The organism is Pectobacterium carotovorum (assembly GCF_900129615.1).
Lineage (GTDB): Bacteria > Pseudomonadota > Gammaproteobacteria > Enterobacterales > Enterobacteriaceae > Pectobacterium > Pectobacterium carotovorum.
Genome location: NZ_FQWI01000001.1, coordinates 139,950 through 164,848, shown reverse-complemented (window position 1 = coordinate 164,848; position 24,899 = coordinate 139,950). Strand labels below are relative to the sequence as shown.

Genomic DNA, 24,899 nt, shown 5'->3' with positions numbered 1-24,899 from the left:
ATTCGTATCCTCATGATTTTTCCTCCAGACAGCTCACATACTGGTTCGATAGCTGCAACAAGAAATCGGCATAGCTATCTCTACCCAGTGCAATATTGCTTCCCAATGGATCGAGCACACCCGAGCGCACGTCGGTTCCCTTGGCAACAGCATTAATAACGGCTGGCCTGAATTGTGGTTCAGCAAAAACGCATACGGCTTTGTGCTCAACCAACTGTGTTCGTATTTGATGTAAACGCTGTGCACCAGGTTGGATTTCGGGGTTAACCGTGAAGTAACCCAAGGGGCTTAACCCATAGTGTTTCTCAAAATAGCCATAGGCATCATGGAACACGAAATAGCCTTTACCCTGCACAGGCGCTAGCATCTTAACAATTTTTTCATCTGCTTGCCCGATTTTATCCGTGAAATAAAGCAGATTCGCGTCTAGTTTGTCCTTATTCTGAGGCATAAGTTCCAATAATTTTGCATGAATGGCCATTGCCGCCTGTTTTGTCATCTCCGGCGACAGCCAAATGTGCATATTGTACTCACCATGATGGTGGCCATCGTCGCCGTCATCATGGGCGGCATGGCTATGATCGTGGCCTTTTTCATGGCCATCATGCGCCTGTTCATGACCATCCTCATGATCGTGTCCGGCCTCTTTTTCCAGCTCAGCTTTAATCGCGGGGAGCGCGGAAAGCGTAATCTGTTTTTCAGGTGAAACTTTCTCTAATGGCTTTCCGAGAAAGGCTTCCATTTCCGGCCCGACCCAAATCACCAGTTCAGCAGACTGTAAACGCTGGACATCAGACGGGCGCAGGGCATAATCGTGGGGCGACGCGCCATCAGGTAACAAAACCTCAGTTGGCGTCACACCATCGGCAATAGCCGACGCAATGAATCCTAAAGGACGAATTGACGTAATGACCGCAGCGGATGCCGCGCTGATTGACATCCCGCTTGCGAGCAGCGCGCTGGCAACAAACACACTTTTTAACCATTTTTTTTGCTGAATAGATTTTTTTTGTTGAATAGACTGCTGCATGAAAAGTCGCTCCCATCGATTTTTATCGTGTTGTTTGTTATATTATAACGTTACATGGGTTATGCAAACCGAATTCTATGTCCACATTGGTATCACTTAATAATATTTCAGTTACATTTGGCAGCCGAAAGGTTCTGTCAGATATCTCTCTTACCTTGCAGGCAGGCCGAATTCTGACGCTGCTGGGGCCGAATGGCGCAGGAAAATCGACGCTGGTGCGCGTGGTATTAGGGCTACTTGCCCCCACCTCCGGTTCACTGGTACGAGATCCCGCGCTGCGTATCGGCTACGTTCCGCAGAAACTGCATCTGGATACCACCCTGCCCTTGACCGTCAGCCGCTTTATGCAACTGCGCCCCGGCGTGAAAAAGCAGGATATTTTGCCAGCACTTAAGCGGGTTCAGGCTGCACATCTGCTGGAACAGCCGATGCAGAAGCTCTCCGGTGGCGAAACCCAGCGCGTTCTGTTGGCTCGTGCGCTGCTCAACCAGCCCCAACTGCTGGTACTGGATGAACCGACGCAGGGTGTCGACGTCAATGGGCAACTCGCGCTGTACGACCTCATTAACCAATTACGGCAAGAATTCCACTGCGGTGTACTGATGGTGTCGCACGATCTGCATTTGGTGATGGCGAAAACCGATGAAGTTCTTTGCCTTAATCAACATGTTTGCTGCTCCGGCACGCCTGAGGTCGTTTCGCTTCATCCCGAATTTTTAGCGATGTTCGGCCACCGCGGCGCGGAGCAATTGGCGGTTTACCGCCACCATCATAATCATCGTCACGATCTACAGGGACGTATCATTCTGAAAAGACAAGGTGGAAACGACGCATGATAGAACTGCTGTTTCCCGGCTGGTTGGCGGGGATTTTGCTGGCGATTGCGGCCGGTCCGCTCGGCTCATTCGTCGTCTGGCGACGGATGTCTTACTTCGGTGACACGCTGGCGCACGCGTCTTTACTCGGTGTCGCCTTCGGCCTGCTGCTGAACATCAACCTGTTTGCTGCCGTTATTGCCGTGACGCTCATTCTGGCGTTGGGGCTTGTCTGGCTGGAGCGACGCCCCTATCTGGCTATCGATACGTTACTCGGCATCATGGCACACAGCGCCCTGTCGCTTGGATTGGTGGTCGTCAGCCTGATGAATAACGTGCGCGTGGACTTGATGGCTTATCTGTTTGGCGATTTGCTCTCTGTCACAACAGAGGATCTGTGGGTTATCGCCGCTGGTGTCATCGTTGTTGTTGCCATTATGTGCTGGCAATGGCGCGCACTCCTTTCTATGACGATCAGCCCTGAGCTGGCGCACGTCGATGGCGTGAAGCTACAGCGCACCAAGCTGCTCCTGATGTTGACCACCGCGTTAACGATTGGTATCGCCATGAAATTTGTGGGTGCGCTGATCATTACGTCACTGCTGATTATTCCTGCAGCCAGCGCCAGACGCTTCGCACGGACGCCGGAACAAATGGCAAGCATCGCGATTATTGTTGGAATGATTGCCGTAACAGGCGGTTTAGCATTCTCGGCTGGCTACAATACACCCGCTGGGCCATCGGTGGTGCTGTGCGCATCGCTGCTGTTTATTGTCAGCCTGATTAAGCGACAACCCACCTAACCTATCAATCGCTCAATAGTACAAACACTCAATAGCAAAAAGCCCTTCCGAATACATGATTCAGAAGGGCTTTTGAAGACGGCATGAGCAGCGTTTATTTCCGGTTAGCCATATCTGGAATGATTAAATCACCCCGTAAGACATACGAACCCAGCACATCCTGGGTTTTCTCATTGAGCCACGACACGATTCTGGCTGCCACCGCATCCATCGAATATTCAATTGCTGGTATCGCCGGAATGCCCGGAATATCGAGAGATCCTGCCAGACTGAATACCATGATGTCTTTTGGTACAGATTTATTAAACGCCTGAAGCTGCGTAATCACACGTTTGGCTTCCAGCTCATCCGCCACCAAAAGCGCATTGAAATTCAGCGTCGTGCTGTTATTGAGCAGCACTTGCAGCGCCACCGACGACGATGAAGACGCATCCATAAAAATCAGGTTGCGGTTAAACGGTAAGAAGTTATTTTCCAGCGCCCGCTTATACCCTAACAGCACCTGCTCCGCTGAGCTGCTCGCGGCGGGATTGATCAGCGCAATTTGCCGTCTTCCTTGCCGAATCAGGTAATTACACGCGGTTTCCGTAGCGAAAGCGTGATCGAATTGCAGGCTGTTCGTGGTATCCGTTTCCATGCAATCGATCAGAATGATGTTCTTATCGGCCAGATTCAGCGGAAAGCGCGCGCCGATGATTAAAATGTCATCGCACAAGCCGCTGGTCAGCTCATCAAGCACATTCATAACTTCAGCCCTGCTGCTGGCGAACCGCAACAAGAGATGCTTTTGATGTCGGCTAAAGTGTTTTTCCAGCGCATAAAGGTAGCCGGTCGTCTGGTTGATGTTGTCCTGAGCGCAAATGACGCCAATACATCCAGTTGACTGACTCAGCAGAGACTGGGCGATGACGTTCGGTCGGTATTTAAGCTCGTCAACTGCTTTTAACACCGCAAGACGGCTAGCTTCCTTTACGCCGCGTGAACCACTCAACACCCGGGAGACTGTGGCTTTGGACACCCCAGCTAAACGCGATACATCGTTGATTGTAGACATCATTTGCCCCTGGAAAACGCTAAATCCGACTCAAAACCCTAAACACCAACCGCGCATTGCGTTGCTTCGCAGTATAACCGTTTCCATCCAGCATGGAAACCGATTATCCGTTTAACATCCAATGCGTATTTCTACCAATAAGATGTGATGCAAATCTAATTAATACCGCCAGAAATCATCACATCTTGACGGTCATCACACTTCTCTTTTCTTTGCATGGAAAACGGTTTCCATATGATATCCAATCATCTTAGCAATAACTTTTTACATTGTGCTTGGCGGAAAATGCGGTCCGCAGCGGAAGAAAGATAACAGGTATAGGCTCACATTTATAAAAGGCTGCCACACGCGACATTCCCGTAAGATATTTAGATACAATGAGTTACGGCGTACAACGTGGCGATAACATACTTGGTGACGAGCTGTCGCTGCTACGGCGACACATGAAAAGGTGTTCACATGAGTTCCTTATATCAATCAATGATTGCCGCTATCGAACAATCGATTACCCCGCTTGCAGGGCGTTTGGGGCAGCAAAAGTATGTGATCGCTATCCGCGATGGTTTTACCGCCGCGCTACCTTTTATGATCATCGGCTCGTTTATGCTGGTGTTTATTTTCCCTCCGTTTTCCGCCGATACGACCGTCGGATTTGCCCGTACCTGGCTGGATTTTTCTATTACCTATCGCGAACAGTTGATGCTGCCTTTCGAGCTCAGCATGGGCTTGATGACATTTTTCATCTCCGTAGGCGTGGGTGCCAGCCTGGGAAGGCAGCTCAATCTCGATTCCGTGATGTCCGGCCTGCTGGCGTTTATGGCTTTCCTGCTTGTCGCCGCGCCTTACGCCGATGATAAAATTTCCACCGAATATCTGTCAGGACAAGGGATCTTCACCGCTTTACTGACCTCCATCTACGCCACCCAAGTTTATGCGGCGCTGAAGCAGCACAACATTACTATTCGCTTACCGAAAGAAGTCCCGACGGGGGTCGCTCGCTCGTTTGAAATTCTCATTCCCGTGTTGGTGATTGTCGCAACGCTGCATCCGCTCAACCTTTTCATCGAAGCGCAAACAGGCATGATCATTCCCGAAGCGATTATGCACCTACTGGCACCGCTGGTTTCCGCCTCAGACTCGCTGCCTGCCATTCTTCTGTCTGTGTTGCTGTGCCAGCTTTTCTGGTTCTCGGGGATCCACGGCTCGCTGATTGTCACGGGCATCATGAATCCATTCTGGATGACCAATCTGGCGGTGAATCAGGCCGCGCTGGCAGCCGGCGAAGTCTTACCACATATCTATTTACAGGGCTTTTGGGATCACTATCTGTTGATTGGCGGCGTAGGCTCGACGCTACCGCTGGCATTTCTGCTGTTACGCAGCAAGGTCACGCACTTGCGGACCATCGGCAGAATGGGCGTCGTACCCAGCTTCTTTAACATCAACGAGCCGATCATGTTCGGTGCCCCCATCATTATGAACCCGATGCTGTTCCTCCCTTTTGTCTTCGTGCCGATGGTTAACGCCGTGCTGGCTTACACCGCAACCAAGATGGGATGGCTGGCGCAGGTGGTGTCGTTGACGCCGTGGACCACACCGGCCCCCATTGGTGCATCGTGGGCCGCAAACTGGAGCTTCAGCCCGCTAATCATGTGCCTGCTGTGCATGGTGTTTTCCGCGCTAATGTATTTGCCGTTCCTGCGAGCTTATGAACGCACATTAATGAAAACCGAGGAGCAAAAAATACAGGACGATATTTCGCTGACGAAAACAGTGAGCAGTAATTAATAGGATTAATAAAAACAGCGATAGATATTAAATAGAAGAAAGAAAATAAAGCGTTTAGGGTCGAAATATTTTTATTATTTGCTTTCATCGACCCGGACGACATTCAAGAACGCGGCATAGCAAATACGTGCTGCGAATATTCGTTCACATAAAAATAGGTCATATGATGATTACATTAGAAGATGCAGTAATGGAAATTATCGTCAATGCGGGACAGTCGCGCAGTCTGTGTTTTGAAGCGCTACACGCTGCGCGTAAAGGTAACATTGATGAAGCCAAAAATCTGTTGAAGGAAGCCGACGGTTACGCGCGCAAAGCCCACCATATGCAGACTAAGCTGATCGAACAGGATGCGGGAGAAGCCAGACAGCCGATGACATTAATTATGGTTCATGCTCAAGACCATTTAATGACATCACTGCTCGCCCGCGAATTATCAGAAGAGATTATTCATCTCTATCAGCGGCAATAGTTCATTTTAATCCCCTTATAGGGAGGGTCGATTACGTCAGTTATTTAATTACGCTGTACCCGTTTAAAAAAATAACAATCACCTTGTTCTGAGCGCCGTGCCATTATTCACGCCAATCAGAGCGGGATGGTTATTGTCTGAAAATAACTTACCGAATTGAGATGACTATGACAAATTCCAAAAAACTGCCCGTTACACTGGCGGTACTGGCTGCCCTTTGCTCCGGTTCCGCATTCGCACAAGAAACGATTACTCAAGAGCAATTAGATCGCATCGTTGCTCAGGCCGTAGAAAAAGCGCTGGCGGAACGTCAGGCCAAATTAGACGCGATTGCCAGTAAACAGGTCGATCCGCTGACGACACCCGACGCCCCCAAAACGCCTGACATGGCGATACCTTATGGCATCAACTTCACTGGCTATGCGCGTTACGGTGCACAATTCCAGAGCGGTGACCAGAAATATGTTGCGGTTGACGGCTCCTATAACGGTGCCTCCGCACTGGGCCGTCTGGGCAACGAAGGCAATGGCGGTGAATTCCAGCTTTCCAAGGCTTTCAAAAGTAACAACGGCGCAATCTGGGATGTCGTCGTGATGATCGACCACTGGGGCGACGAAGTTAACCTGAAAAAAGCCTATGCTGGCGTCACCAACCTTTTTGCTTCTCAGCCAAACGCCTATCTCTGGGCCGGGCGCGATTTCCACCAGCGTCCACAGCAAGGTATTAACGACTACTTCTGGATGAACCACGACGGTCAGGGCGCAGGGATAAAGAATTTTGATCTCGGTGGTATTCAATTCGATGTGGCGGCCGTCGCGGCCGTGGAGTCCTGTAACCCCGAAGTGATCACGAATAACGCGAACCCCTCACGCATCAGCTGTACCGGCAGTTCCGGCACGGGCGATAAAGGTAATTACGCACTGACGTCCAAAGTGCATGGCATCAAGCTGGGGCCGTTGGATCTTGCGCTGTACGCAAACTACGGTTTTGACTCGAAAGCGGTAGATAACGATGCACGCCTGAAAGCCTGGCAAGGTGGCGCGGTCCTGAGCCACACGGGAAAAAATAGCCTCAATCAGTTTATCACTCGCTACTCGGATAATGCGGATAACAGCGTTTACAACAAAACGGACAACCTGAAAACCTTCTATGCCAGCTTTGAGGGTAAATACAAATTCACGCCGCAAACGCAGGTCGAATATCTGCTGGCCTACCACGACTACTCGAATGACTCAGCCAGTCAGGACGATCGTCGTAACTATAATGCCATCGTTCGACCGATGTATTTCTGGAATGATGTGCATTCCACCTGGCTTGAAGCGGGCTATCAACACGTAGATTACGGTCAGGGTGGTGATAACAAAGGGTGGAAGCTGACGCTTTCCCAGAATGTATCGATCGCCATGGGACCGGAGTTCAGACCGATGCTGCGCTTCTACGTCACCGGCGGGGAAGTCGATAACAAACACACCGCGCGGACAACGACCGGCGTCAACACGCAGCTCGATTCGTTCAACGTTGGGGCAATGTGGGAAGCCTGGTTCTAATCACATAAACTCAGGGAGACCGCGTGGTCTCCCTGAATATGGAAAGCATTTCTTAGGCGATACGCTTTTCACCCGTTAACCTAAATCTTCACGCGTTAAGCCAAAATGCCGATAGGCATGCTGCGTCGCCATTCGACCGCGCGGCGTACGCTGAATAAACCCTTGCTGAATCAGAAACGGCTCCAGCACGTCTTCAATCGTTTCGCGTTCTTCGCCAATCGCTGCCGCTAAATTGTCCAGCCCGACGGGGCCGCCCATGAATTTATCGATGATCGCCAACAGCAGCTTACGGTCCATGTAGTCAAAACCTTCGGTATCCACCGCCAGCATATCCAACGCCTGCGTCGCCACATCACCGGTAATCGCCCCTTCTGACTTAACTTCGGAGAAATCACGCACCCGTCGCAATAATCGGTTAGCAATACGAGGCGTACCCCGCGCTCGCCGCGCCACTTCAAGCGCACCATCCGATGTCAGATCCAGCCCTAAACACTGTGCGCTGCGGCTGACGATATACTGCAAATCCTCAACTTTATAAAACTCCAGACGCTGCACAATGCCGAAACGATCGCGCAATGGCGAGGTTAACGAGCCAGCACGCGTCGTTGCGCCAATCAACGTGAAAGGCGGTAAATCGAGTTTGATCGAACGGGCGGCAGGCCCTTCACCGATCATGATATCCAACTGATAATCTTCCATCGCTGGATACAGTACTTCTTCCACAACGGGTGACAGACGGTGGATTTCATCGATGAACAGCACGTCATGCGGTTCAAGATTAGTCAGCAGCGCGGCAAGGTCGCCGGCTTTTTCCAATACCGGGCCCGACGTCGTGCGCATATTCACGCCCATCTCGTTAGCAACAATATTCGCCAGCGTCGTTTTACCCAGACCGGGAGGACCAAAAATGAGCAGATGATCCAGTGCATCCCCACGTTTGCGGGCCGCCTGGATAAAAATTTCCATCTGCTCACGCACCTGCGGCTGCCCCACATACTCGGTGAGCAATTTAGGGCGGATCGCACGGTCGATAAATTCTTCTTCGGGAACGGCGTCAGCGGAGATCAAACGATCGGCTTCTATCATGAATACCTCACAGCGCCGCGCGCAGTGCATCCCTGATCAGGGTTTCACAGTCAGCATCGGGACGCGCAATCTTGGAAATCATGCGGCTAGCTTCCTGTGGTTTATAGCCCAGCGCAACCAATGCTGCTGCGGCTTCTGTTTCTGGATCGCTAACACGGCTGTCTGCGGTAGCGGGCGATGCCAGCGGAATATCGCTGACTGGATTAAACAGATCGCCGCTCAAGCCTTTGAAGCGATCTTTCATTTCAACAACCAATCTTTCCGCCGTTTTCTTACCGACGCCCGGAAGTTTAATCAACGCACCGATTTCTTCACGCTCAACGGCGCTGACAAACTGTGTCGCGGACATCCCGGAGAGAATGGCCAGCGCCAGCTTCGGCCCGACGCCATTCACTTTGATCAACTCACGGAACAGCGCCCTCTCCTGCTTATCATTAAAGCCGAACAGCAGCTGTGCATCTTCGCGAACAACAAAATGGGTAAAGATGACCGCTTCCTGATTGAGTTCAGGGAGTTCGTAAAAGCACGTCATCGGCATATGGACTTCGTAACCCACGCCGTTAGCTTCTATCAGCACCTGCGGCGGCTGTTTTTCCAGAATAATGCCTCTGAGACGACCTATCACGTTGCGCTTCCTTTTACGTAGGGAAAGAATGGCTTGAAGTATGACGAGTATATAACATAAAAAAGGCTGGATGAATATCCAGCCCCCTGTTTCAGCGCAGTCTTCCTGCCAGCGGGTTCACTTTCGCCGCCGCTGTTCGCAGCAGGCTTTGGCTAAAGTGGCAGTGAGTAATGGCAATCGCCAGCGCATCGGCGGCATCCGCCTGCGGGCTGGCCGATAGTTTCAGCAGTGAGCGAACCATATGCTGCACCTGCTTTTTATCCGCCGCGCCCGTTCCTACCACCGTTTGTTTCACCAGCCGTGCCGCGTATTCAAACACGGGCAGATCCTGATTCACGCCGGCAACGATAGCTACACCGCGCGCCTGCCCCAGCTTCAAGGCTGAATCCGGGTTTTTCGCCATGAAAACCTGCTCAATCGCCATACAGTCTGGGCGAAATTGCGTAATGATTTCACTGACACCAGCGTAAATCAGCTTCAGCCGCGTGGGCATATCATCCACCACGGTACGGATACAGCCGCTGCCTAGGTACGTCAGATGACGCCCCTGCTGACGGATAATGCCATAACCCGTCACGCGCGAACCGGGGTCGATGCCTACTATTATTGTCATAGTGCCGCTCCGCCGATTCGCCCGTGTGGATAGCTGTTGCTATGTTGCATTACCGACCTGCCATTACAGCAGTTCAGCCACCTCATCGGAGATCTCACCGTTGTGGTAAACCTCCTGCACATCGTCGCAGTCTTCCAGCATGTCGATCAGACGCATCAGCTTCGGTGCCGTTTCCGCATCCATATCCGCTTTGGTAGACGGAATCATCGACACTTCCGCAGATTCGGCTTTCAGGCCAGCCGCGTCCAACGCATCTTTCACATCACCGAACGTTTCCCACGGCGTGAAGACGTCAATCGCACCGTCGTCGTACGTCACAACGTCATCGGCACCGGCTTCCAACGCTGCATCCATCACCGCATCTTCATCCAGACCCGGCGCATAAGAAATGACGCCTTTCTTGGTGAAGAGGTACGAAACAGAGCCATCGGTACCCAGGTTGCCGCCGGTTTTCGTAAACGCGTGGCGCACTTCGGAAACGGTACGGTTACGGTTGTCACTCAGGCATTCCACCATGACAGCAGTACCGCCTGGGCCGTAGCCTTCATAAATGATGGTTTCCATGTTGGCATCATCATCACCGCCGACACCACGGGCAATCGCGCGGTTCAGCGTATCGCGCGTCATGTTGTTGGACAGTGCTTTATCGATCGCAGCGCGCAGACGTGGGTTAGAACCCGGATCGCCACCGCCCAGACGGGCTGCGGTGACCAGTTCGCGGATAATCTTGGTAAAAATTTTACCGCGTTTGGCGTCCTGTGCTGCTTTACGATGCTTTGTGTTAGCCCACTTACTATGACCTGCCATAAAAATCTCCGAAAAAAGCCTGTTCAGGCCGGATAAATAACAAATTCCTCAATCGCCTGCCGGTTGCTCCAGGACTTGGTCAACTGCGCCGCATGGGGCACATCCAGCCACTGGTAAGCAAGATGCTCGGATAATTGCACCTCGCGCTCAGCAGGTAACGCCAGACAAAACCAGTGTTCGGTATTGTGCGTGACCCCCGGCGCATAGCGACGTCTCAAATGAGCAAATAGCTCAAACTCAATACAGCGCTGACAGTCAAAGAGTGATAACGCTTCCGCGGATATATCGATGTTAACTTCTTCTTTGACTTCACGCTGTGCGGCATACGGCGCGCTTTCCCCTTCTTCTATGCTGCCAGTTACCGACTGCCAGAATTCAGGATCGTCACGCCGCTGCAACATCAGCACCCGCCCGGTGTCACGGGCATAGATCACCACCAGAACCGAAACGGGTCGCTTGTATACCATCTTATTCGTTCTCGGATTTTCCATCCTGAGCCGCTTTCCCTTTCACAACAACCGCAATGGCAAGCTCTTCCAGCGAAGCCGGGTTGGCGAAACTTGGCGCTTCCGTCATCAGACACGCTGCTGCCGTCGTTTTCGGGAAGGCGATAACGTCACGAATGTTATCGGTGCCCGTCAGCAACATCACCAGACGGTCAAGGCCAAACGCCAGACCCGCGTGCGGCGGCGTACCATATTTCAGTGCGTCCAGCAGGAAGCCAAATTTCTCACGCTGTTCTTGTTCAGTAATACCCAGAATGCTGAACACGGTTTGCTGCATTTCACCACTGTGAATACGCACGGAACCGCCGCCCACTTCATAACCGTTAATGACCATGTCATACGCGTTGGCGATCGCCGAAACCGGGTTAGCCGCCAATTCAGAAGGCAGCATGTCGCGCGGTGCGGTAAACGGATGGTGCATCGCAGCAAGGCCGCCTTCGCCATCTTCTTCAAACATTGGGAAATCGACGACCCACAGTGGTTCCCAGCTATTGTCTTTCGTCAGGCTCAGATCGCGACCCAGCTTGAGACGCAGCGCACCCAGCGCATCGGTCACCACTTTCGCGCTGTCCGCACCAAAGAACAGGATGTCGCCATCTTGTGCCGCAGTACGATCCAACACAGCAGACAGAACATCTTCGCTCAGGAATTTTGCTACCGGGCTTTGCACGCCTTCCAGACCCTTGGCACGCTCGTTGACCTTAATGTAAGCCAGACCTTTCGCGCCGTAGATTTCAATAAACTTGCCGTATTCATCAATCTGCTTACGGCTCAGCTGTGCGCCGCCCGGTACGCGGATAGCGGCAACGCGGCCTTTAGCATCGTTTGCCGGGCCGGAGAAGACTTTGAATTCAATGTCTTTAACCAGATCGGCAACGTCGACCAATTCCAGCGGGTTACGCAGATCGGGCTTGTCGGAACCGAAACGGCGCATGGCTTCTGCGAACGTCATGATCGGGAAATCGCCCAGATCGACGCCTTTCACGTCTTGCCACAGTTCACGCACCAGTTTCTCCATCACCTCACGCACCTGTGGCGCGGTCATGAAAGAGGTTTCCACATCGATCTGGGTAAATTCTGGCTGTCTGTCAGCACGCAGGTCTTCGTCACGGAAGCATTTGACGATCTGATAGTAGCGGTCAAAACCAGACATCATCAGCAACTGTTTGAACAGCTGTGGGGACTGCGGCAGCGCATAAAATTTGCCTTTATGTACGCGGCTCGGCACCAGATAGTCACGCGCGCCTTCCGGCGTCGCTTTCGTCAACATCGGGGTTTCGATGTCCAGGAAGCCGTGCTCGTCCATAAAACGACGCACAAAACTGGTGATACGAGCACGCGTTTTCAGGCGCTGCGCCATTTCAGGACGGCGCAAATCCAGATAGCGGAATTTGAGACGCGCTTCTTCAGTATTGGTTTGGTTGGAGTCCAACGGCAGCGCTTCAGAACGGTTAACGATCGTCAGTGCGTTGGCAAAAATCTCGACTTCACCCGTCGCCATATCTTTGTTGATTTGGCTTTCTGGACGGGCGCGTACGACACCGGTAAGTTGGATGCAGAACTCGTTACGCAACTCGGATGCCAGTTTAAATGCGTCCTGACGATCCGGGTCAAAAAACACCTGAACCAGCCCTTCGCGGTCACGCATATCAATAAAAATCAAACCACCCAGATCGCGGCGGCGGTTAACCCAACCGCACAATGTCACTTCCTGGCCCACATGGGACGAATTCAACTGCCCGCAATAATTAGTACGCATCACGATGTCCTTTTACTCATCCGCCAGCTCACACGTTTTCACGGTAGATCACAGTGCAAAAACAGTGGCATTTTCGCTGCACGGCATGGTTTTTCTGGGTTACTGTCTGATGAAAAAAGGCGGCTATTATAAAGGATATTCGCCCGAACGATAAGCATGAAGGTAACGCTCTGCGACGCTGTCGCCTACTCTTTTTACGAAATTTCCGTTCCGGTTAACGGAATGTTCACTAATCCGCATAGAGTTGTTGCAAAACTGAACGCCAGAGGAAACCCCAATCATCAGCCCAAAGAGGCAGAACTCACCGACACACATCGCGTGAGGATTTGCGGAAGCTAACCTTCTCTTTTAATAAAACCTGCTAAAATTACTGAGTAACTGCTTATTTTTATAAAAATTTTAATAAAAAGCGCTTTCCCATTGCTGGCAAATGCGTATGGTTTACATGGAGAACAACTATGTATTCATTTGTTGCCCGTCAACCCATTTTAAATCAACACCTACAAACCGTTGCTTACGAGCTACTTTTTCGCATGGACGTCACCAATAGATTTCCTGACGTGAGCCCTGAATTTGCAACCGCACAGCTTATCTCCGATCAGTTCTTAACCAATCCGTTGACAAAGTCCGTGGTTGAAGAACAACCTTACTATATTAATTTTCCCCATCAGATGTTGATCAATGGCCAGGCTGAAGTATTACCACAGGAAAAGGTTGTTATTGAGATCCTTGAAAATTCGATCCCCAATAACGATCTCTTTACTGCTGTAAAAAGGCTGAAAAGAAAAGGCTTCAGAATTGCACTTGATGATTTTTCAATGGACTCAGAGTGGGATCGGTTTTTGCCCTACGTTGATATCATCAAATTCGATTTAACCCTGTCGACTTTTGGCGACATTGAACATTTCATCAAAAGAACCACACAGCGCAAGTTAATCTATCTGGCTGAAAAAGTAGAGACGCATGAGCAATACTTGCAAAGTAAAAAGCTGGGCATCACCCTGTTTCAGGGATATTTTTTCAGCCGACCTGAGATGATCAAATCAAAAAAATTGGTCAGTAACTCCAGCAATACCATCAGGCTGCTGCGAGAGGTCAATAAACCTGAGATCAACTATGCCACGATCGAAGAATTGGTCTGCGCCGATCTGTCGCTTTATTATAAATTGATGCGCCACATCACCAATATCAAATACAACACGCGCTTTGGTATCACCGCGACCTCGATGTCTTTCCGCGCGATGGCGATGCTGCTTGGACAGCGGGAACTTAAACGTTTTGTCTCGTTAATTAGCATTACCAATAGTAATGAAAATAAACCCAGCGAGCTTTATCGCACCAGCTTAATTCGCGCCAGGCTCTTCGAGCTGTTGCACGCGTCCTTCAACGTAAAGGACGATACCACCGAGGCGTTTCTCTGCGGATTATTGTCGCTGCTTGATGCTGTATTGGATTCCCCGATGCCGCTGCTGCTCTCACAAATTGCCCTATCGGAAAAAATTAACCAGAGCTTGTTAGAAAATACTGGCGAGCTTGCGATTTATCTGACGTTAATCGCTAAATACGAACAGCAAGAATGGGAAGAACTTGAGCAACTGTTAACCCAATTGGGCATTGATGAGGAAAACTTCTTTAGCATGATCATGGAGGCAACACAGTGGGCGGATGAGATTTTATGAACGATTTCTCTCTGTTCACTCGCGCTGCCCGGACAATTACGCGATAATCGTCACTATCCTATTGATGGCGACGACATGATGTATATCGGATTACCACAATGGCAGCATCCCGCCTGGAGTCGGTTGGGATTAAACGATCTTGCCGACTACAGCCGCTATTTTACCTGTGTTGAAGGTAACACGACTTTTTATGCGTTGCCTTCACGCGAGGTTGTCGAGCGCTGGCGTGATATGACGCATGATGACTTCCGCTTTTGCTTCAAGTTTCCCTCAACGATCAGTCATAAAACTGCCTTGCAGAACTGTGATAACGATGTTGGGCTTTTTTATCAATGCCTTGAACCGATTGCCCACCGTATCGGACAGCTCTGGCTACAGCTTCCCGCCGCCTTCGGCCCCACACAGTTGCCCGTTTTATGGCGCTTTCTTGATGCCTTGCCGCAGGGATTTAGCTACGGCGTGGAAGTACGTCACCCGCTATTTTTTGCCAAAGGCGATGAAGAACGCGCGTTGAATCAGGGGCTACAGCAGCGCGGTATTAATCGCGTGATTCTTGACAGCCGTCCGGTTCACCACGCCGCTCCAGAAAGCGCTGCCATGCGTGAAGCCCAGCGGAAGAAGCCTCGCGTACCTGTACACGCCGTGCTGACGGCCACGCAGCCGCTGATTCGCTTTATCGGCAGTGAAACGCTGGAAGAAAATCTTCGCTGGTTCGAGTCATGGCGTAACAAGCTGCCGCAGTGGCGCGAGGCAAATCCCTTCTTCTTTATTCACACACCGGATATCGGTGATGCCCCACCGCTGGCGCAGCAGCTTTGGCCTTTACTCGCCGAGATCGACCCGACCTTTCCGCCCCAGCCGGATTGGCCACAGCAGGCGACGCTCTTTTGATCCACCCGTTACTGACATGTGTTAGCCCGTTTGGTTATAAACAATTTTACAATGCAACGCATTTCCGCTAAAAAAATCGGCCTTTACAGGCGACAGTTGCGTTAGGTAAAGCTATTATTCTGCAAGCCGTTTTCGGTTAGGTTACGGAGTAAAACATGGTAAGTGCGCTCTATATCGTGCTTGGCGCAATCTTGTTGATAAAGCTGTCTATTGATGTTGTGAAACTCAGAATGCAGTATCGCGTGGCCTATGGCGACGGCGGATTTTATGAATTGCAAACGGCGATCCGGGTACATGGCAATGCGGTGGAATACATTCCGATTGCGGCGATTCTGCTGGTGCTGATGGAAATGAACGGCGCCCTTATCATCATGATCCACTTCTGCGGCATTTTATTGATCACCGGACGTTTAGTTCACTACTACGGCCTTCGGCATCGCGAATTCCGCTGGCGACGTTCAGGTATGGCGGCAACCTATGCCTCGCTCATCCTGATGATTGCAGCAAACCTCTATTATCTCCCCTGGGATCTGGTTTTCACGCTGTACTGATGGCGTGAAACAAGAACGAGACCTGTTTCTCTCGGACGCTCGGAATTTATGCGTCCGGGAATCAAAAACCGCGTCCATACCCTGTGGAAGGTGAAGAACACTGTGTATTCTGCTAGAATGCGCGCCTCTTTATTACTCTCAGTGCACTTTCTGCCATGCCAAACCGCGATATGCTTTTTTCTGTGCCAATTGCCAATTTAGGCGACTGGACATTCGACGAACGCGTTGCCGACGTATTCCCCGATATGATCCAACGTTCTGTACCCGGCTATTCCAACATCATTTCGATGATTGGCATGCTGGCAGAACGCTTCGTCCGCCCGGATAGCCACGTTTACGACCTAGGGTGCTCGCTGGGCGCAGCCACGTTGTCTATGCGACGTAATATTCATGTCCCAGATTGCAAAATTATCGCGGTAGACAATTCTCCGGCAATGGTGAAACGCTGCCGCAGCCACATTGACGCTTTCCGTTCCGATACCCCCGTTGAGATTATAGAAGCCGATATCCTGAACATTGATATCGAAAATGCGTCTATGGTGGTGCTGAACTTTACCCTTCAGTTTCTGGAACCTTCCCAGCGTCAGGTACTCATCAAGCGTATTTATCAGGGACTCAATCCCGGTGGCGTACTCGTGCTCTCAGAGAAATTCAATTTTGCGGACAAAGACGTCGGTGAATTGCTGTTCAACATGCATCTCGATTTCAAACGGGCAAATGGCTACAGCGAGTTAGAAATCAGTCAAAAGCGCAGCATGCTGGAAAACGTCATGCTGACCGATTCAGTAGAAACCCATAAGGCTCGACTGGCAGATGCCGGTTTTGAGCACAGCGAGATTTGGTTTCAGTGTTTTAATTTTGGCTCATTATTAGCCGTGAAAGCAGAGGAAAAGGCGTGATCGATTTCGGCAATTTTTACCAGCAAATCGCAAAAGGTCCGCTCAGCCACTGGCTTAACACGCTGCCTTCACAGCTCAGCAGTTGGCAGCAGGAATCTTTGCACGGTAAGTTCAAACTCTGGTTTAACTCGCTGGAACATCTCCCGTCGTTAACGCCAACGTCACTGGATTTGAACGACAGCGTCACAGCACGCATGGAGCCCGATATTTCCGTCGGCCAGCGTGAAGGCATTGAAAAGCTGCTGCGTAACCTGATGCCCTGGCGTAAAGGCCCTTTTTCGCTTTACGGCGTGGATATCAACACAGAATGGCGTTCTGACTGGAAATGGCAACGTGTTCTCCCGCATATCAGCCCGCTGAAGAATCGCCTGATTCTGGATGTAGGCTGCGGCAGCGGCTATCACCTGTGGCGGATGGTGGGTGAAGGCGCCACGATGGCGGTCGGCATCGATCCCATGCAGCTGTTCTTGTGCCAATTTGAGGCCGTGCGTAAGCTACTCGGCAACGATCAGCGGGCGCACGTTCTGCCGCTCGGCATTGAGCAACTCCCCGAACTTGCTGCGTTTGATACCGTGTTTTCTATGGGCGTGCTGTACCACCGTCGCTCCCCGCTCGATCATCTGTGGCAATTGAAGAATCAGCTGATGGAAGGTGGCGAACTGGTGCTGGAAACGCTGGTCATTGAAGGCGATGAAAATCAGGTGCTGGTGCCGGGAGAACGCTACGCACAAATGCGCAATGTGTATTTCATCCCTTCTGCCGCAGCCTTGACAACATGGCTTGAGAAATGCGGGTTCGTTGATGTCCGCGTCGTCGATATCTGTACCACGACAACGCAGGAACAGCGTCGGACTGACTGGATGATCACGGAGTCGCTGGCTGAATTCCTCGATCCTGAGGATCCAACGAAAACGGTGGAAGGTTACCCCGCCCCAGTACGTGCCGTACTGGTTGCCCGTAAACCCGGCATCTACCAGCCCTAAATTACTGCGCTAGACAAAAAAAGCCCCAGCAACACGCTGGGGCTTGGTACTTGCCATGCACACCTGATGGTATGCGGCGCGGCAAAATTGAAGAATGACGATGTGGTGTTGCGAACAACGCTGTCGCTCTACCCCTGCACCGTGAAATTCTTTACGTCATGACACGTACTGCATTTCACGGTCCGGGCTGACTGCCCGCTTCATTGCTTCTACCACATCACCATCCACGCAATACTGGCTAAACTCATCTAATTCCGTATCAGAACACATCGACACGCCGATTTTGCGATAGCGCATCGGAGAGGGTGTCCACTGGCCTGCGGAACTGTGCAGTTCCCGGATACCGGCCTGCTGAAATTTGTGCACGTTAGTCAAGCGCACGCCGGAACCCGCCATAATAATTGGACCGCGACTGGCCTGTGTTAGTTCACGTAATAATCGCAACCCATTTTCCGCCGTCTGCTGCTGCCCGGAGGTCAATATGCGCGATACACCAAGCTCAGTGAGCTGTTCCAGTGCAATGTATGGGTTCAGACACATATCGAACGCGCGATGAAAGGTCACCGCCATGCCTTGAGCCGCCGCCATGATTTCGCGCATTTTGGGCAAATCAATGTGCCCTTCCTCGTTGAGCGCACCGACCACAACACCGGGAAAACCCATCTCACGAATCTGCTCAATGTCGTATTTGATGGCAGTAAATTCCGTCGCGCTGTAGCAAAAATCGCCTCCCCGCGGGCGCACAATCGGGTGGACAGGAATCACGACCTTTTCACGCGCGCCACGCAGCGCACCATAAGATGGCGTTAACCCGCCTTCTCGCTGTCCTGCACAGAGTTCAATCCTGTCAGCCCCAGACTGCGCTGCTGTTATCGCGCAATCAACGCTATAACAGCATACTTCCAGTTTCGTCATCGCTGCTCCTCCATGTAAACTCCCAGACCACTTTTCTTAATTATCGAAAAATCGACGAATCATAACGCCGATTAAAGTAATAACTATGGCATTCGCATTCATATCGTGAGGAGACAGGAGTCACAATGAACGCGATACAGTGCCGAAATAAACATGACATAAACCACAGTTTTATTAATCTGTTCCACTGTAAAAGAAAATGGCATCAATAACGTGGCACACCATTTTATCTTTCCGCCAATGTTATCTTTCTGATTACGCTACGCACGAGCCATACATTATTTTTATAGCGTCAACATTTCGCTTGCGACAACATCACGTATATCAAATGGATGAAACTTTATTGTCACTTTCCCGTCGGTTACCGCCAGCGTAGGATTAGGAATTCGCTCTTTTTCGCCTTGCGGAGAACTGAATTTAAGCTTGATGCCCGGCGCACGCAGCGCATCATCAGACAAGCAGGCTAGCGCACGCTGATGCAGCGTTTCTGCCTCACCGGGCAGCACCAACTCCACATGTTCCCATCCTTCATGCGGATAATGCTTTTTCCCCGGCCACGGTAGCTCGATACAGGTAATCTGCCAGGGGCCGACCGCGATGGCATTGTCCAGAATAAACAAGCAGATTGTGCGGCCATTGATTTGGTTTTCAGACAGCAGGCTGCCAGACTTTAGCAGCGCCGCTTTCCATGATTCAGCCGTCGTATTCTGATGGCAGCGCAGCGAAATATGGTCCGCATGAAATGCGCCTAAATCCAGCTGTAGCACATCGGCCAATTCCTGTAGCGCTTGCTCAAATCGCGCTAAATCCGTCATCAAATCATCGGGTAACATATCGGGTAACACTCCTCGCGGCCTCTCACATTATCAATCACCATTTGCACTGTGAGAATATCATACCCGTGACACATCCTAATTAAATTCTATTTTTATCCACGTACATTTATTTACACCTTCATTACGTGAAACGCATTAAATGCAAAGAAAAGGTAACCATGGTGTTTGATTAATAAACGGAAATGTTTTTTACCTGGTGTAATCTGCGATACTTCTCGCAATCTATTCTGGGAGGAATCTTAAATAATAATCGCCCCATTGAACGCCGAAAAGAAAACGTATAAATTAAGAAAACAAATAATAACGCAGAGATATCATCATGGTTTTGCTCATTATATCCATCGCGCTTATCGCTATTGCGGCATACGCTATTTTTCGTCATTTTAAAACCAGAGATTCACATAAAATTGGTGTAAATAGTCGGTCAAGAAAACGTTAAGATCGCGATTTGATTTATTTTTATTCTACCTAAAACTACTTTTTCTTTTTTGTCGTGTTCTCCTTATCCATTTTTTTCATATCATCGCCCCTTCTTTTACCTCCCGCTTGCCGGGTATTTTTTCGCCTGAACATCCCTTTGCCTCACCCCGTCTGCTGACGAGGAAAGGCAAATATGGTATAAGCAAGGCTTAATTTTTTATTTAAGGTAAACCGGTGAATATTCAGGCTCTTCTCTCCGAAAAAGTCAGCCAGGCGTTAACCGCCGCGGGCGCGCCAGCAGACAGCGAAGCTCAGATTCGTCAGTCGGCAAAAGCACAGTTTGGTGATTATCAGGCCAATGGCGTCATGGCCGTGGCAAAAAAACTGGGCATGCCGCCGCGACAATTGGCCGAAAAAGTCGTCCAACTTTTGGCGCTGGAGGGCATTGCGGAAAAAACAGAAATCGCAGGCCCGGGATTTATTAATATTTTTCTCGATAAGCAGTGGGTTGCGAGCCAGGTTGAGAACGCCCTGAATGCACCAAAACTGGGTTTAACCCCAGTTGAGCCTCAAACGATCGTAATTGACTACTCTGCCCCTAACGTCGCGAAGGAAATGCACGTCGGTCACCTGCGCTCAACCATTATTGGTGATGCATCGGCCCGTACGCTGGAGTTTTTAGGCCACAACGTGATTCGTGCGAACCACGTTGGCGACTGGGGTACGCAGTTCGGCATGCTGATCGCCTACCTTGAAAAAATGCAAAACGAAAGCGCCAGCGAGATGGATCTGTCCGATCTCGAAGCGTTCTATCGTGAAGCGAAGAAACACTACGATGAAGACGCCGATTTCGCCGAACGCGCGCGCGCTTACGTAGTGAAATTGCAGGGTGGCGACGAGTATTGCCGTCAGATGTGGCGCAAGCTCGTCGATATCACCATGACGCAGAACCAGATCAACTATGAACGCCTCAATGTCACGCTGACCAAACAGGATGTAATGGGTGAAAGCCTGTATAACAGCATGCTGCCGGGCATCGTTGCCGACCTGAAAGCAAAAGGTCTGGCGGTTGAGAGCGAAGGCGCAACGGTCGTTTTCCTTGATGAATATAAAAACAAGGAAGGCGAACCGATGGGCGTTATCATCCAGAAAAAGGATGGCGGCTATCTCTACACCACAACGGATATCGCCTGCGCCAAATACCGTTATGAAACCCTGAACGCCGATCGCGTGCTTTACTACATCGATTCTCGTCAGCATCAGCATTTGATGCAGGCTTGGACCATCGTGCGTAAAGCCGGCTATGTGCCTGATTCTGTCAGCCTGGAACACCACATGTTCGGCATGATGCTGGGTAAAGATGGTAAGCCATTCAAAACGCGCGCAGGCGGAACGATCAAACTGTCAGAGCTGTTGGATGAAGCCTACGATCGCGCCCTGAAGCTCATTGCAGAGAAAAATCCACAGATGGAAAGCGATGAGTTAACCGCGCTGGCGAAAGTGGTTTCTATCGGCGCGATCAAATACGCCGACCTGTCGAAGAGCCGCACGACGGACTACGTTTTCGACTGGGACAACATGCTGGCGTTTGAAGGCAATACCGCGCCTTACATGCAATACGCCTATACGCGTGTCGCGTCTATTTTCAAGCGTGCAGGCATACAGGAAGACAGCTTAACGCAGCCAATTACGCTGAACGATGAGCGCGAATTTGCGCTTGCCACGCGTCTGCTGCAATTTGAAGAAACCATCACTTCCGTCGCCCGTGAAGGCACGCCGCATGTGATGTGTAGCTACCTGTACGATCTGGCGGGCCTGTTCTCCGGTTTCTACGAGCACTGTCCGATTCTCAATGCCGAAAGTGACGACGTGCGTCAAAGCCGTCTGAGACTGGCACTGCTGACTGCGAAAACGTTGAAGCAAGGTCTGGATACGCTGGGCATCGAAACCGTCGAGAAGATGTAATTCTCCATCGACTGAAAACTTATTTATCTATCGATTGAAAGCAAAAACGCCATTGGTGACAAACCAATGGCGTTTTTTTATGGCGAACATCCTTGTCCGTCACCCTGAGGGCCGTTGCTGTGCAAGGTTGAAAAACGATCCCTACGTTTTTTATTCCGAATGGCGTCGCGTTGTCACACGCTACGGCGGGCAAAATCCCGGGGACGGAATCCCAACAGCGCCAGCGTGGCAAAATAGGAACCCGCCCCTGCGACCACGACCAGCAACAAGCGCAGGATTCGCATCGTCATATTGCCGTCATCCCACGCGGGCATCCACCACAGCATGCCCAACAAAACCAGCGACATCACAATAACTGCCGTCAACAGGCGAACCAGAAACCCCCGCCACCCCGGCAGCGGCTGGAAAATATCCTGCTTACGCAGTTGCCAATACAGCAGTCCGGCATTCAGGCAGGAGGCTAGACCGATAGACAACGCCAGACCCGCATGTTGTAGCGGTCCGATAAAGATCAGGTTCATAACTTGCGTCAGGATCAGAGTGACTATCGCTATTTTGACTGGCGTCTTGATATCCTGCCGGGAATAAAAGCCAGGCACTAACACTTTGACGACAATCAATCCCATCAGCCCGACCGAGTAGGCAATCAGCGCACGCTGGGTCATCAGCGCATCAAAGGCGCTAAATTTTCCGTACTGGAACAGCGACACGGTTAAGGGCTTAGCCAAAATGCCTAATGCCACCGCGCTCGGCAGCGCCAACAGGAAACACAGGCGGAGCCCCCAATCCATCAGACGGGAGTATTCATCATGATTGCCACTGGCAAAACTCTTCGCCAGCGACGGGAGCAGGATCGTCCCTAACGCCACACCCAGTACACCGGAAGGAAACTCCATCAGGCGGTCGGCGTAATACATCCATGACACCGCTCCTTCGCTGAGGAAGGAAGCAAAAATGGTGTTGATGATGAGCGAAATCTGGCTCACCGAGACGCCTAGAACCGCAGGCCCCATCAGCTTCATAACTCGCCAGACGCTCGGGTCACGCCACTTCAAACGCGGCAATACCAGCATGCCAATCTTTTTCAGATGCGGTAGCTGATAGCCGAGTTGCAGTAAACCGCCAACCAATACCGCCCAGGCCAGCGCCATCACCGGTGGATTAAAATACGGGGCGGCAAACAGCGAGAAACCAATCATGCTGACGTTAAGCAATGTCGGTGCAAACGCAGGCACCGAGAAACGGTTCCAGGTATTTAGCACCGAACCGACCATAGAGGTCAGCGAGATCAGCAGGATGTAGGGAAACGTGACTCTTAAGAGATCCGAGGTAAGTTCAAAGCGCTCTGGCGTCGCGGCAAAACCGGGAGCAGTCACCATGATAACCCACGGTGCGGCGACCATCCCCGCCACGGTGACTAACGCCAGAATCAGCGTCAGCATACCGGAAACATAAGCGAGGAACGTCCGCGTAGCTTCGTCGCCCTGCTGACTTTTGTATTCGGCCAGAATCGGCACAAAAGCCTGTGAAAACGCGCCTTCCGCGAAAATTCGTCGGAGCAGGTTAGGCAGCTTGAACGCCACAAAGAAGGCATCCGTCGCCATACCTGCACCAAAAATACGGGCGACGATTGCATCGCGCACAAACCCTAAAACGCGCGATAGCATGGTCATAGAACTGACGGCAGCCAGTGATTTAAGTAAATTCATCCGATTATTTTCTGAACGGTTCAGGACCGATTATTAACCCGTTGAGGTCATCCTGATTACGAGGTGCGACTAGTCTACGCATTGCGCGTGTAATAGCTACCGAACATTGTCATAACCGCCGAACTTTTCAGCTTTTTCCCAGCAATTGTTCAATCATTCGCTGGGACAGCAATGCCTGGTTACCTGATGTTTCCACTGGTTTCCGTTGTTCAATCGCCGCGATGAAATGCTGTACCGCACCGACAAATCCGCGTTGTTCTAGCGTGGTTTGCCAGGATGGTACGGCCGGGCGGATCGTTATTCCTTCGCGATCTTCACGCCATTCACGCATCTCATCCACCTGATAGAGCCCCCCCTGAGTGACGGCCTGAACCCATTCCCGCTGGCTTCCCGCATGACGATGCATGCTGGTCGTCACTTGACAGCCGCCGCTCTGGAAATGGTGCTCGGCATACAGCAATTGGCCATCCGCATTCGCATGCAACACGCCATCAATCAGTTGAGCATCGCCGCCCGCCAGCCAGAGTGCGGTATCCACCACGTGCAGATAATCGTCGAGCAGAGTAAAACGGACATCCTGCGGCCCAACGCCATTAATACGGTGTTTATCCATGCGCAAAGATGCTGGCTGATCCAAGCGTTGCTTTAGCTGCTGATAGCACGGTGCGAAACGGCGATTAAAGCCAACCATCAGAATTTTTTGTTGTTGCGCCGCCAATTCGACCAGCGCTTCCGCCTGCTCAAGCGTCTCTGCCAGCGGTTTATCCACATAGACATCGACACCCGCGTTAAGCAGTTGGCTCACAACGGAAAAATGGCTGGCAGTGCTGCTATGAATGAAGACCGCATCGCACTGTGCTGCCAGTTCATCCAACGCCGAGAAACTCGTCATCCGATAGTGCTGACAAATTCGCTGCGTCTTTTGCCAATCGGGAGAAAACGCGCCGACCAGTTCCCAGCCCTCAGCCTGACTGAGAATCGGCAAATAGGCTTTCTGCGCGATGGATCCCAGCCCAACGACGCCGATACGGGGACGTCGGGCGGAGACGCTCCGTTCTGAAATACTATTTTCTGAAATGCTATGTTCTGCAACACGTTCCGCAGACGTAAACTGAGGTTTCATAACGCGTTTTCTCCCTGATACAG

Annotated in this window: 23 protein-coding genes; 11 read left to right on the top strand and 12 right to left on the bottom strand. The window is 51.2% G+C overall.

Going from position 1 to position 24,899, the window contains the following annotated elements:
• Positions 1–10 precede the first annotated feature (10 nt).
• The gene (gene znuA / locus BUB06_RS00700) at positions 11–1,030 is read right to left on the bottom strand and encodes a zinc ABC transporter substrate-binding protein ZnuA (protein ID WP_039472830.1); all 1,020 of its coding nucleotides are present in this window, start codon (positions 1,028–1,030) and stop codon (positions 11–13) included.
• A gap of 77 nt (positions 1,031–1,107) precedes the next feature.
• Here znuA and znuC point away from each other — a divergent pair, with 77 nt between their 5' ends.
• Entirely contained in the window at positions 1,108–1,866 is a 759-nt protein-coding gene (gene znuC, locus BUB06_RS00695) for a zinc ABC transporter ATP-binding protein ZnuC (RefSeq protein ID WP_039472827.1), read from the top strand.
• Complete coding sequence (znuB, locus tag BUB06_RS00690) at positions 1,863–2,648, top strand: zinc ABC transporter permease subunit ZnuB (RefSeq protein ID WP_039472825.1); 786 nt, start codon at positions 1,863–1,865, stop codon at positions 2,646–2,648. Before znuC ends, znuB begins: the two co-directional genes overlap by 4 nt.
• A 94-nt stretch (positions 2,649–2,742) precedes the next feature.
• Here znuB and BUB06_RS00685 read toward each other — a convergent pair whose 3' ends face one another.
• Positions 2,743–3,702 (bottom strand): LacI family DNA-binding transcriptional regulator, encoded by a 960-nt coding sequence (locus BUB06_RS00685; protein ID WP_039472822.1) that lies wholly within the window; start codon positions 3,700–3,702, stop codon positions 2,743–2,745.
• Positions 3,703–4,161: 459 nt separating this feature from the next.
• Here BUB06_RS00685 and BUB06_RS00680 point away from each other — a divergent pair, with 459 nt between their 5' ends.
• From BUB06_RS00680 to BUB06_RS00670, 3 genes are all read left to right on the top strand, one after another.
• Positions 4,162–5,490, top strand: a complete 1,329-nt coding sequence (locus tag BUB06_RS00680; protein ID WP_010307901.1) for a PTS cellobiose transporter subunit IIC — start codon at positions 4,162–4,164, stop codon at positions 5,488–5,490.
• Between the two features lie 166 nt (positions 5,491–5,656).
• On the top strand, positions 5,657–5,962 hold the full coding sequence (locus tag BUB06_RS00675; protein WP_138255298.1) for a PTS lactose/cellobiose transporter subunit IIA: 306 nt from the start codon (positions 5,657–5,659) through the stop codon (positions 5,960–5,962).
• A gap of 167 nt (positions 5,963–6,129) precedes the next feature.
• Entirely contained in the window at positions 6,130–7,509 is a 1,380-nt protein-coding gene (locus tag BUB06_RS00670; protein ID WP_010307908.1) for a carbohydrate porin, read from the top strand.
• 75 nt (positions 7,510–7,584) lie between these two features.
• Here BUB06_RS00670 and ruvB read toward each other — a convergent pair whose 3' ends face one another.
• The 6 genes from ruvB to aspS form a co-directional block, all read right to left on the bottom strand.
• Positions 7,585–8,595: a Holliday junction branch migration DNA helicase RuvB gene (gene ruvB / locus BUB06_RS00665; protein WP_010307912.1), complete on the bottom strand. Its 1,011-nt coding sequence runs from the start codon at positions 8,593–8,595 to the stop codon at positions 7,585–7,587.
• A gap of 7 nt (positions 8,596–8,602) precedes the next feature.
• Positions 8,603–9,220, bottom strand: coding sequence for a Holliday junction branch migration protein RuvA (gene ruvA / locus BUB06_RS00660; RefSeq protein ID WP_039472816.1), 618 nt, complete (start codon positions 9,218–9,220; stop codon positions 8,603–8,605).
• Between the two features lie 91 nt (positions 9,221–9,311).
• Positions 9,312–9,833, bottom strand: coding sequence for a crossover junction endodeoxyribonuclease RuvC (gene ruvC / locus BUB06_RS00655; RefSeq protein ID WP_010307920.1), 522 nt, complete (start codon positions 9,831–9,833; stop codon positions 9,312–9,314).
• A 63-nt stretch (positions 9,834–9,896) separates the two neighbouring features.
• A complete protein-coding gene (locus BUB06_RS00650; protein WP_010275900.1) occupies positions 9,897–10,640 on the bottom strand; it encodes a YebC/PmpR family DNA-binding transcriptional regulator in 744 nt (247 codons plus the stop codon).
• 23 nt (positions 10,641–10,663) lie between these two features.
• Positions 10,664–11,107 (bottom strand): dihydroneopterin triphosphate diphosphatase, encoded by a 444-nt coding sequence (nudB, locus tag BUB06_RS00645; protein WP_010275904.1) that lies wholly within the window; start codon positions 11,105–11,107, stop codon positions 10,664–10,666.
• 1 nt (position 11,108) lies between these two features.
• On the bottom strand, positions 11,109–12,905 hold the full coding sequence (gene aspS, locus BUB06_RS00640; RefSeq protein WP_039472813.1) for an aspartate--tRNA ligase: 1,797 nt from the start codon (positions 12,903–12,905) through the stop codon (positions 11,109–11,111).
• A gap of 458 nt (positions 12,906–13,363) precedes the next feature.
• On the opposite strand from aspS, the gene BUB06_RS00635 reads away from it, so the two are divergent.
• The 5 genes from BUB06_RS00635 (at position 13,364) to cmoB (ending at position 17,908) form a co-directional block, all read left to right on the top strand.
• Positions 13,364–14,584, top strand: a complete 1,221-nt coding sequence (locus BUB06_RS00635; protein ID WP_039472810.1) for an EAL and HDOD domain-containing protein — start codon at positions 13,364–13,366, stop codon at positions 14,582–14,584.
• 78 nt (positions 14,585–14,662) lie between these two features.
• Complete coding sequence (locus BUB06_RS00630; protein ID WP_080726783.1) at positions 14,663–15,475, top strand: DUF72 domain-containing protein; 813 nt, start codon at positions 14,663–14,665, stop codon at positions 15,473–15,475.
• Positions 15,476–15,630: 155 nt separating this feature from the next.
• Positions 15,631–16,026, top strand: a complete 396-nt coding sequence (locus BUB06_RS00625) for an MAPEG family protein (RefSeq protein ID WP_014915147.1) — start codon at positions 15,631–15,633, stop codon at positions 16,024–16,026.
• A 155-nt stretch (positions 16,027–16,181) separates the two neighbouring features.
• Positions 16,182–16,925: a carboxy-S-adenosyl-L-methionine synthase CmoA gene (gene cmoA / locus BUB06_RS00620; RefSeq protein WP_010306764.1), complete on the top strand. Its 744-nt coding sequence runs from the start codon at positions 16,182–16,184 to the stop codon at positions 16,923–16,925.
• Positions 16,922–17,908 carry a tRNA 5-methoxyuridine(34)/uridine 5-oxyacetic acid(34) synthase CmoB gene (gene cmoB / locus BUB06_RS00615; protein WP_039472806.1) on the top strand — a complete coding sequence of 329 codons (987 nt, stop codon included), beginning with the start codon at positions 16,922–16,924 and terminating at the stop codon, positions 17,906–17,908. Before cmoA ends, cmoB begins: the two co-directional genes overlap by 4 nt.
• A gap of 156 nt (positions 17,909–18,064) precedes the next feature.
• Here the strand turns inward: cmoB and cutC are convergent, their stop codons facing one another.
• Together cutC and BUB06_RS00605 are read right to left on the bottom strand one after the other, a co-directional pair.
• Positions 18,065–18,823: a copper homeostasis protein CutC gene (gene cutC, locus BUB06_RS00610; protein WP_039472803.1), complete on the bottom strand. Its 759-nt coding sequence runs from the start codon at positions 18,821–18,823 to the stop codon at positions 18,065–18,067.
• A 284-nt stretch (positions 18,824–19,107) separates the two neighbouring features.
• Complete coding sequence (locus BUB06_RS00605) at positions 19,108–19,656, bottom strand: VOC family protein (protein WP_039472799.1); 549 nt, start codon at positions 19,654–19,656, stop codon at positions 19,108–19,110.
• 657 nt (positions 19,657–20,313) lie between these two features.
• On the opposite strand from BUB06_RS00605, the gene argS reads away from it, so the two are divergent.
• Positions 20,314–22,044 carry an arginine--tRNA ligase gene (argS, locus tag BUB06_RS00600; protein WP_010306783.1) on the top strand — a complete coding sequence of 577 codons (1,731 nt, stop codon included), beginning with the start codon at positions 20,314–20,316 and terminating at the stop codon, positions 22,042–22,044.
• A gap of 173 nt (positions 22,045–22,217) precedes the next feature.
• On the opposite strand, the gene murJ is transcribed toward argS, so the two are convergent.
• Both murJ and BUB06_RS00590 read right to left on the bottom strand, forming a co-directional pair.
• Entirely contained in the window at positions 22,218–23,753 is a 1,536-nt protein-coding gene (gene murJ / locus BUB06_RS00595; protein ID WP_010306786.1) for a murein biosynthesis integral membrane protein MurJ, read from the bottom strand.
• 127 nt (positions 23,754–23,880) lie between these two features.
• Positions 23,881–24,876, bottom strand: a complete 996-nt coding sequence (locus tag BUB06_RS00590; protein WP_039472796.1) for a Gfo/Idh/MocA family protein — start codon at positions 24,874–24,876, stop codon at positions 23,881–23,883.
• Between the last annotated feature and the right edge of the window lie 23 nt (positions 24,877–24,899).

What these genes read in the sequence shown, in the direction of transcription:
- znuA (WP_039472830.1), bottom strand. Translation starts at nt 1,030, where the DNA reads ATGCAGCAGTCTATTCAACAAAAAAAATCTATTCAGCAAAAAAAATGG.
- znuC (WP_039472827.1), top strand. Translation starts at nt 1,108, where the DNA reads ATGTCCACATTGGTATCACTTAATAATATTTCAGTTACATTTGGCAGC.
- znuB (WP_039472825.1), top strand. Translation starts at nt 1,863, where the DNA reads ATGATAGAACTGCTGTTTCCCGGCTGGTTGGCGGGGATTTTGCTGGCG.
- BUB06_RS00685 (WP_039472822.1), bottom strand. Translation starts at nt 3,702, where the DNA reads ATGTCTACAATCAACGATGTATCGCGTTTAGCTGGGGTGTCCAAAGCC.
- BUB06_RS00680 (WP_010307901.1), top strand. Translation starts at nt 4,162, where the DNA reads ATGAGTTCCTTATATCAATCAATGATTGCCGCTATCGAACAATCGATT.
- BUB06_RS00675 (WP_138255298.1), top strand. Translation starts at nt 5,657, where the DNA reads ATGATTACATTAGAAGATGCAGTAATGGAAATTATCGTCAATGCGGGA.
- BUB06_RS00670 (WP_010307908.1), top strand. Translation starts at nt 6,130, where the DNA reads ATGACAAATTCCAAAAAACTGCCCGTTACACTGGCGGTACTGGCTGCC.
- ruvB (WP_010307912.1), bottom strand. Translation starts at nt 8,595, where the DNA reads ATGATAGAAGCCGATCGTTTGATCTCCGCTGACGCCGTTCCCGAAGAA.
- ruvC (WP_010307920.1), bottom strand. Translation starts at nt 9,833, where the DNA reads ATGACAATAATAGTAGGCATCGACCCCGGTTCGCGCGTGACGGGTTAT.
- BUB06_RS00650 (WP_010275900.1), bottom strand. Translation starts at nt 10,640, where the DNA reads ATGGCAGGTCATAGTAAGTGGGCTAACACAAAGCATCGTAAAGCAGCA.
- nudB (WP_010275904.1), bottom strand. Translation starts at nt 11,107, where the DNA reads ATGGTATACAAGCGACCCGTTTCGGTTCTGGTGGTGATCTATGCCCGT.
- aspS (WP_039472813.1), bottom strand. Translation starts at nt 12,905, where the DNA reads ATGCGTACTAATTATTGCGGGCAGTTGAATTCGTCCCATGTGGGCCAG.
- BUB06_RS00635 (WP_039472810.1), top strand. Translation starts at nt 13,364, where the DNA reads ATGTATTCATTTGTTGCCCGTCAACCCATTTTAAATCAACACCTACAA.
- BUB06_RS00630 (WP_080726783.1), top strand. Translation starts at nt 14,663, where the DNA reads ATGTATATCGGATTACCACAATGGCAGCATCCCGCCTGGAGTCGGTTG.
- BUB06_RS00625 (WP_014915147.1), top strand. Translation starts at nt 15,631, where the DNA reads ATGGTAAGTGCGCTCTATATCGTGCTTGGCGCAATCTTGTTGATAAAG.
- cmoA (WP_010306764.1), top strand. Translation starts at nt 16,182, where the DNA reads ATGCCAAACCGCGATATGCTTTTTTCTGTGCCAATTGCCAATTTAGGC.
- cutC (WP_039472803.1), bottom strand. Translation starts at nt 18,823, where the DNA reads ATGACGAAACTGGAAGTATGCTGTTATAGCGTTGATTGCGCGATAACA.
- BUB06_RS00605 (WP_039472799.1), bottom strand. Translation starts at nt 19,656, where the DNA reads ATGTTACCCGATGATTTGATGACGGATTTAGCGCGATTTGAGCAAGCG.
- murJ (WP_010306786.1), bottom strand. Translation starts at nt 23,753, where the DNA reads ATGAATTTACTTAAATCACTGGCTGCCGTCAGTTCTATGACCATGCTA.
- BUB06_RS00590 (WP_039472796.1), bottom strand. Translation starts at nt 24,876, where the DNA reads ATGAAACCTCAGTTTACGTCTGCGGAACGTGTTGCAGAACATAGCATT.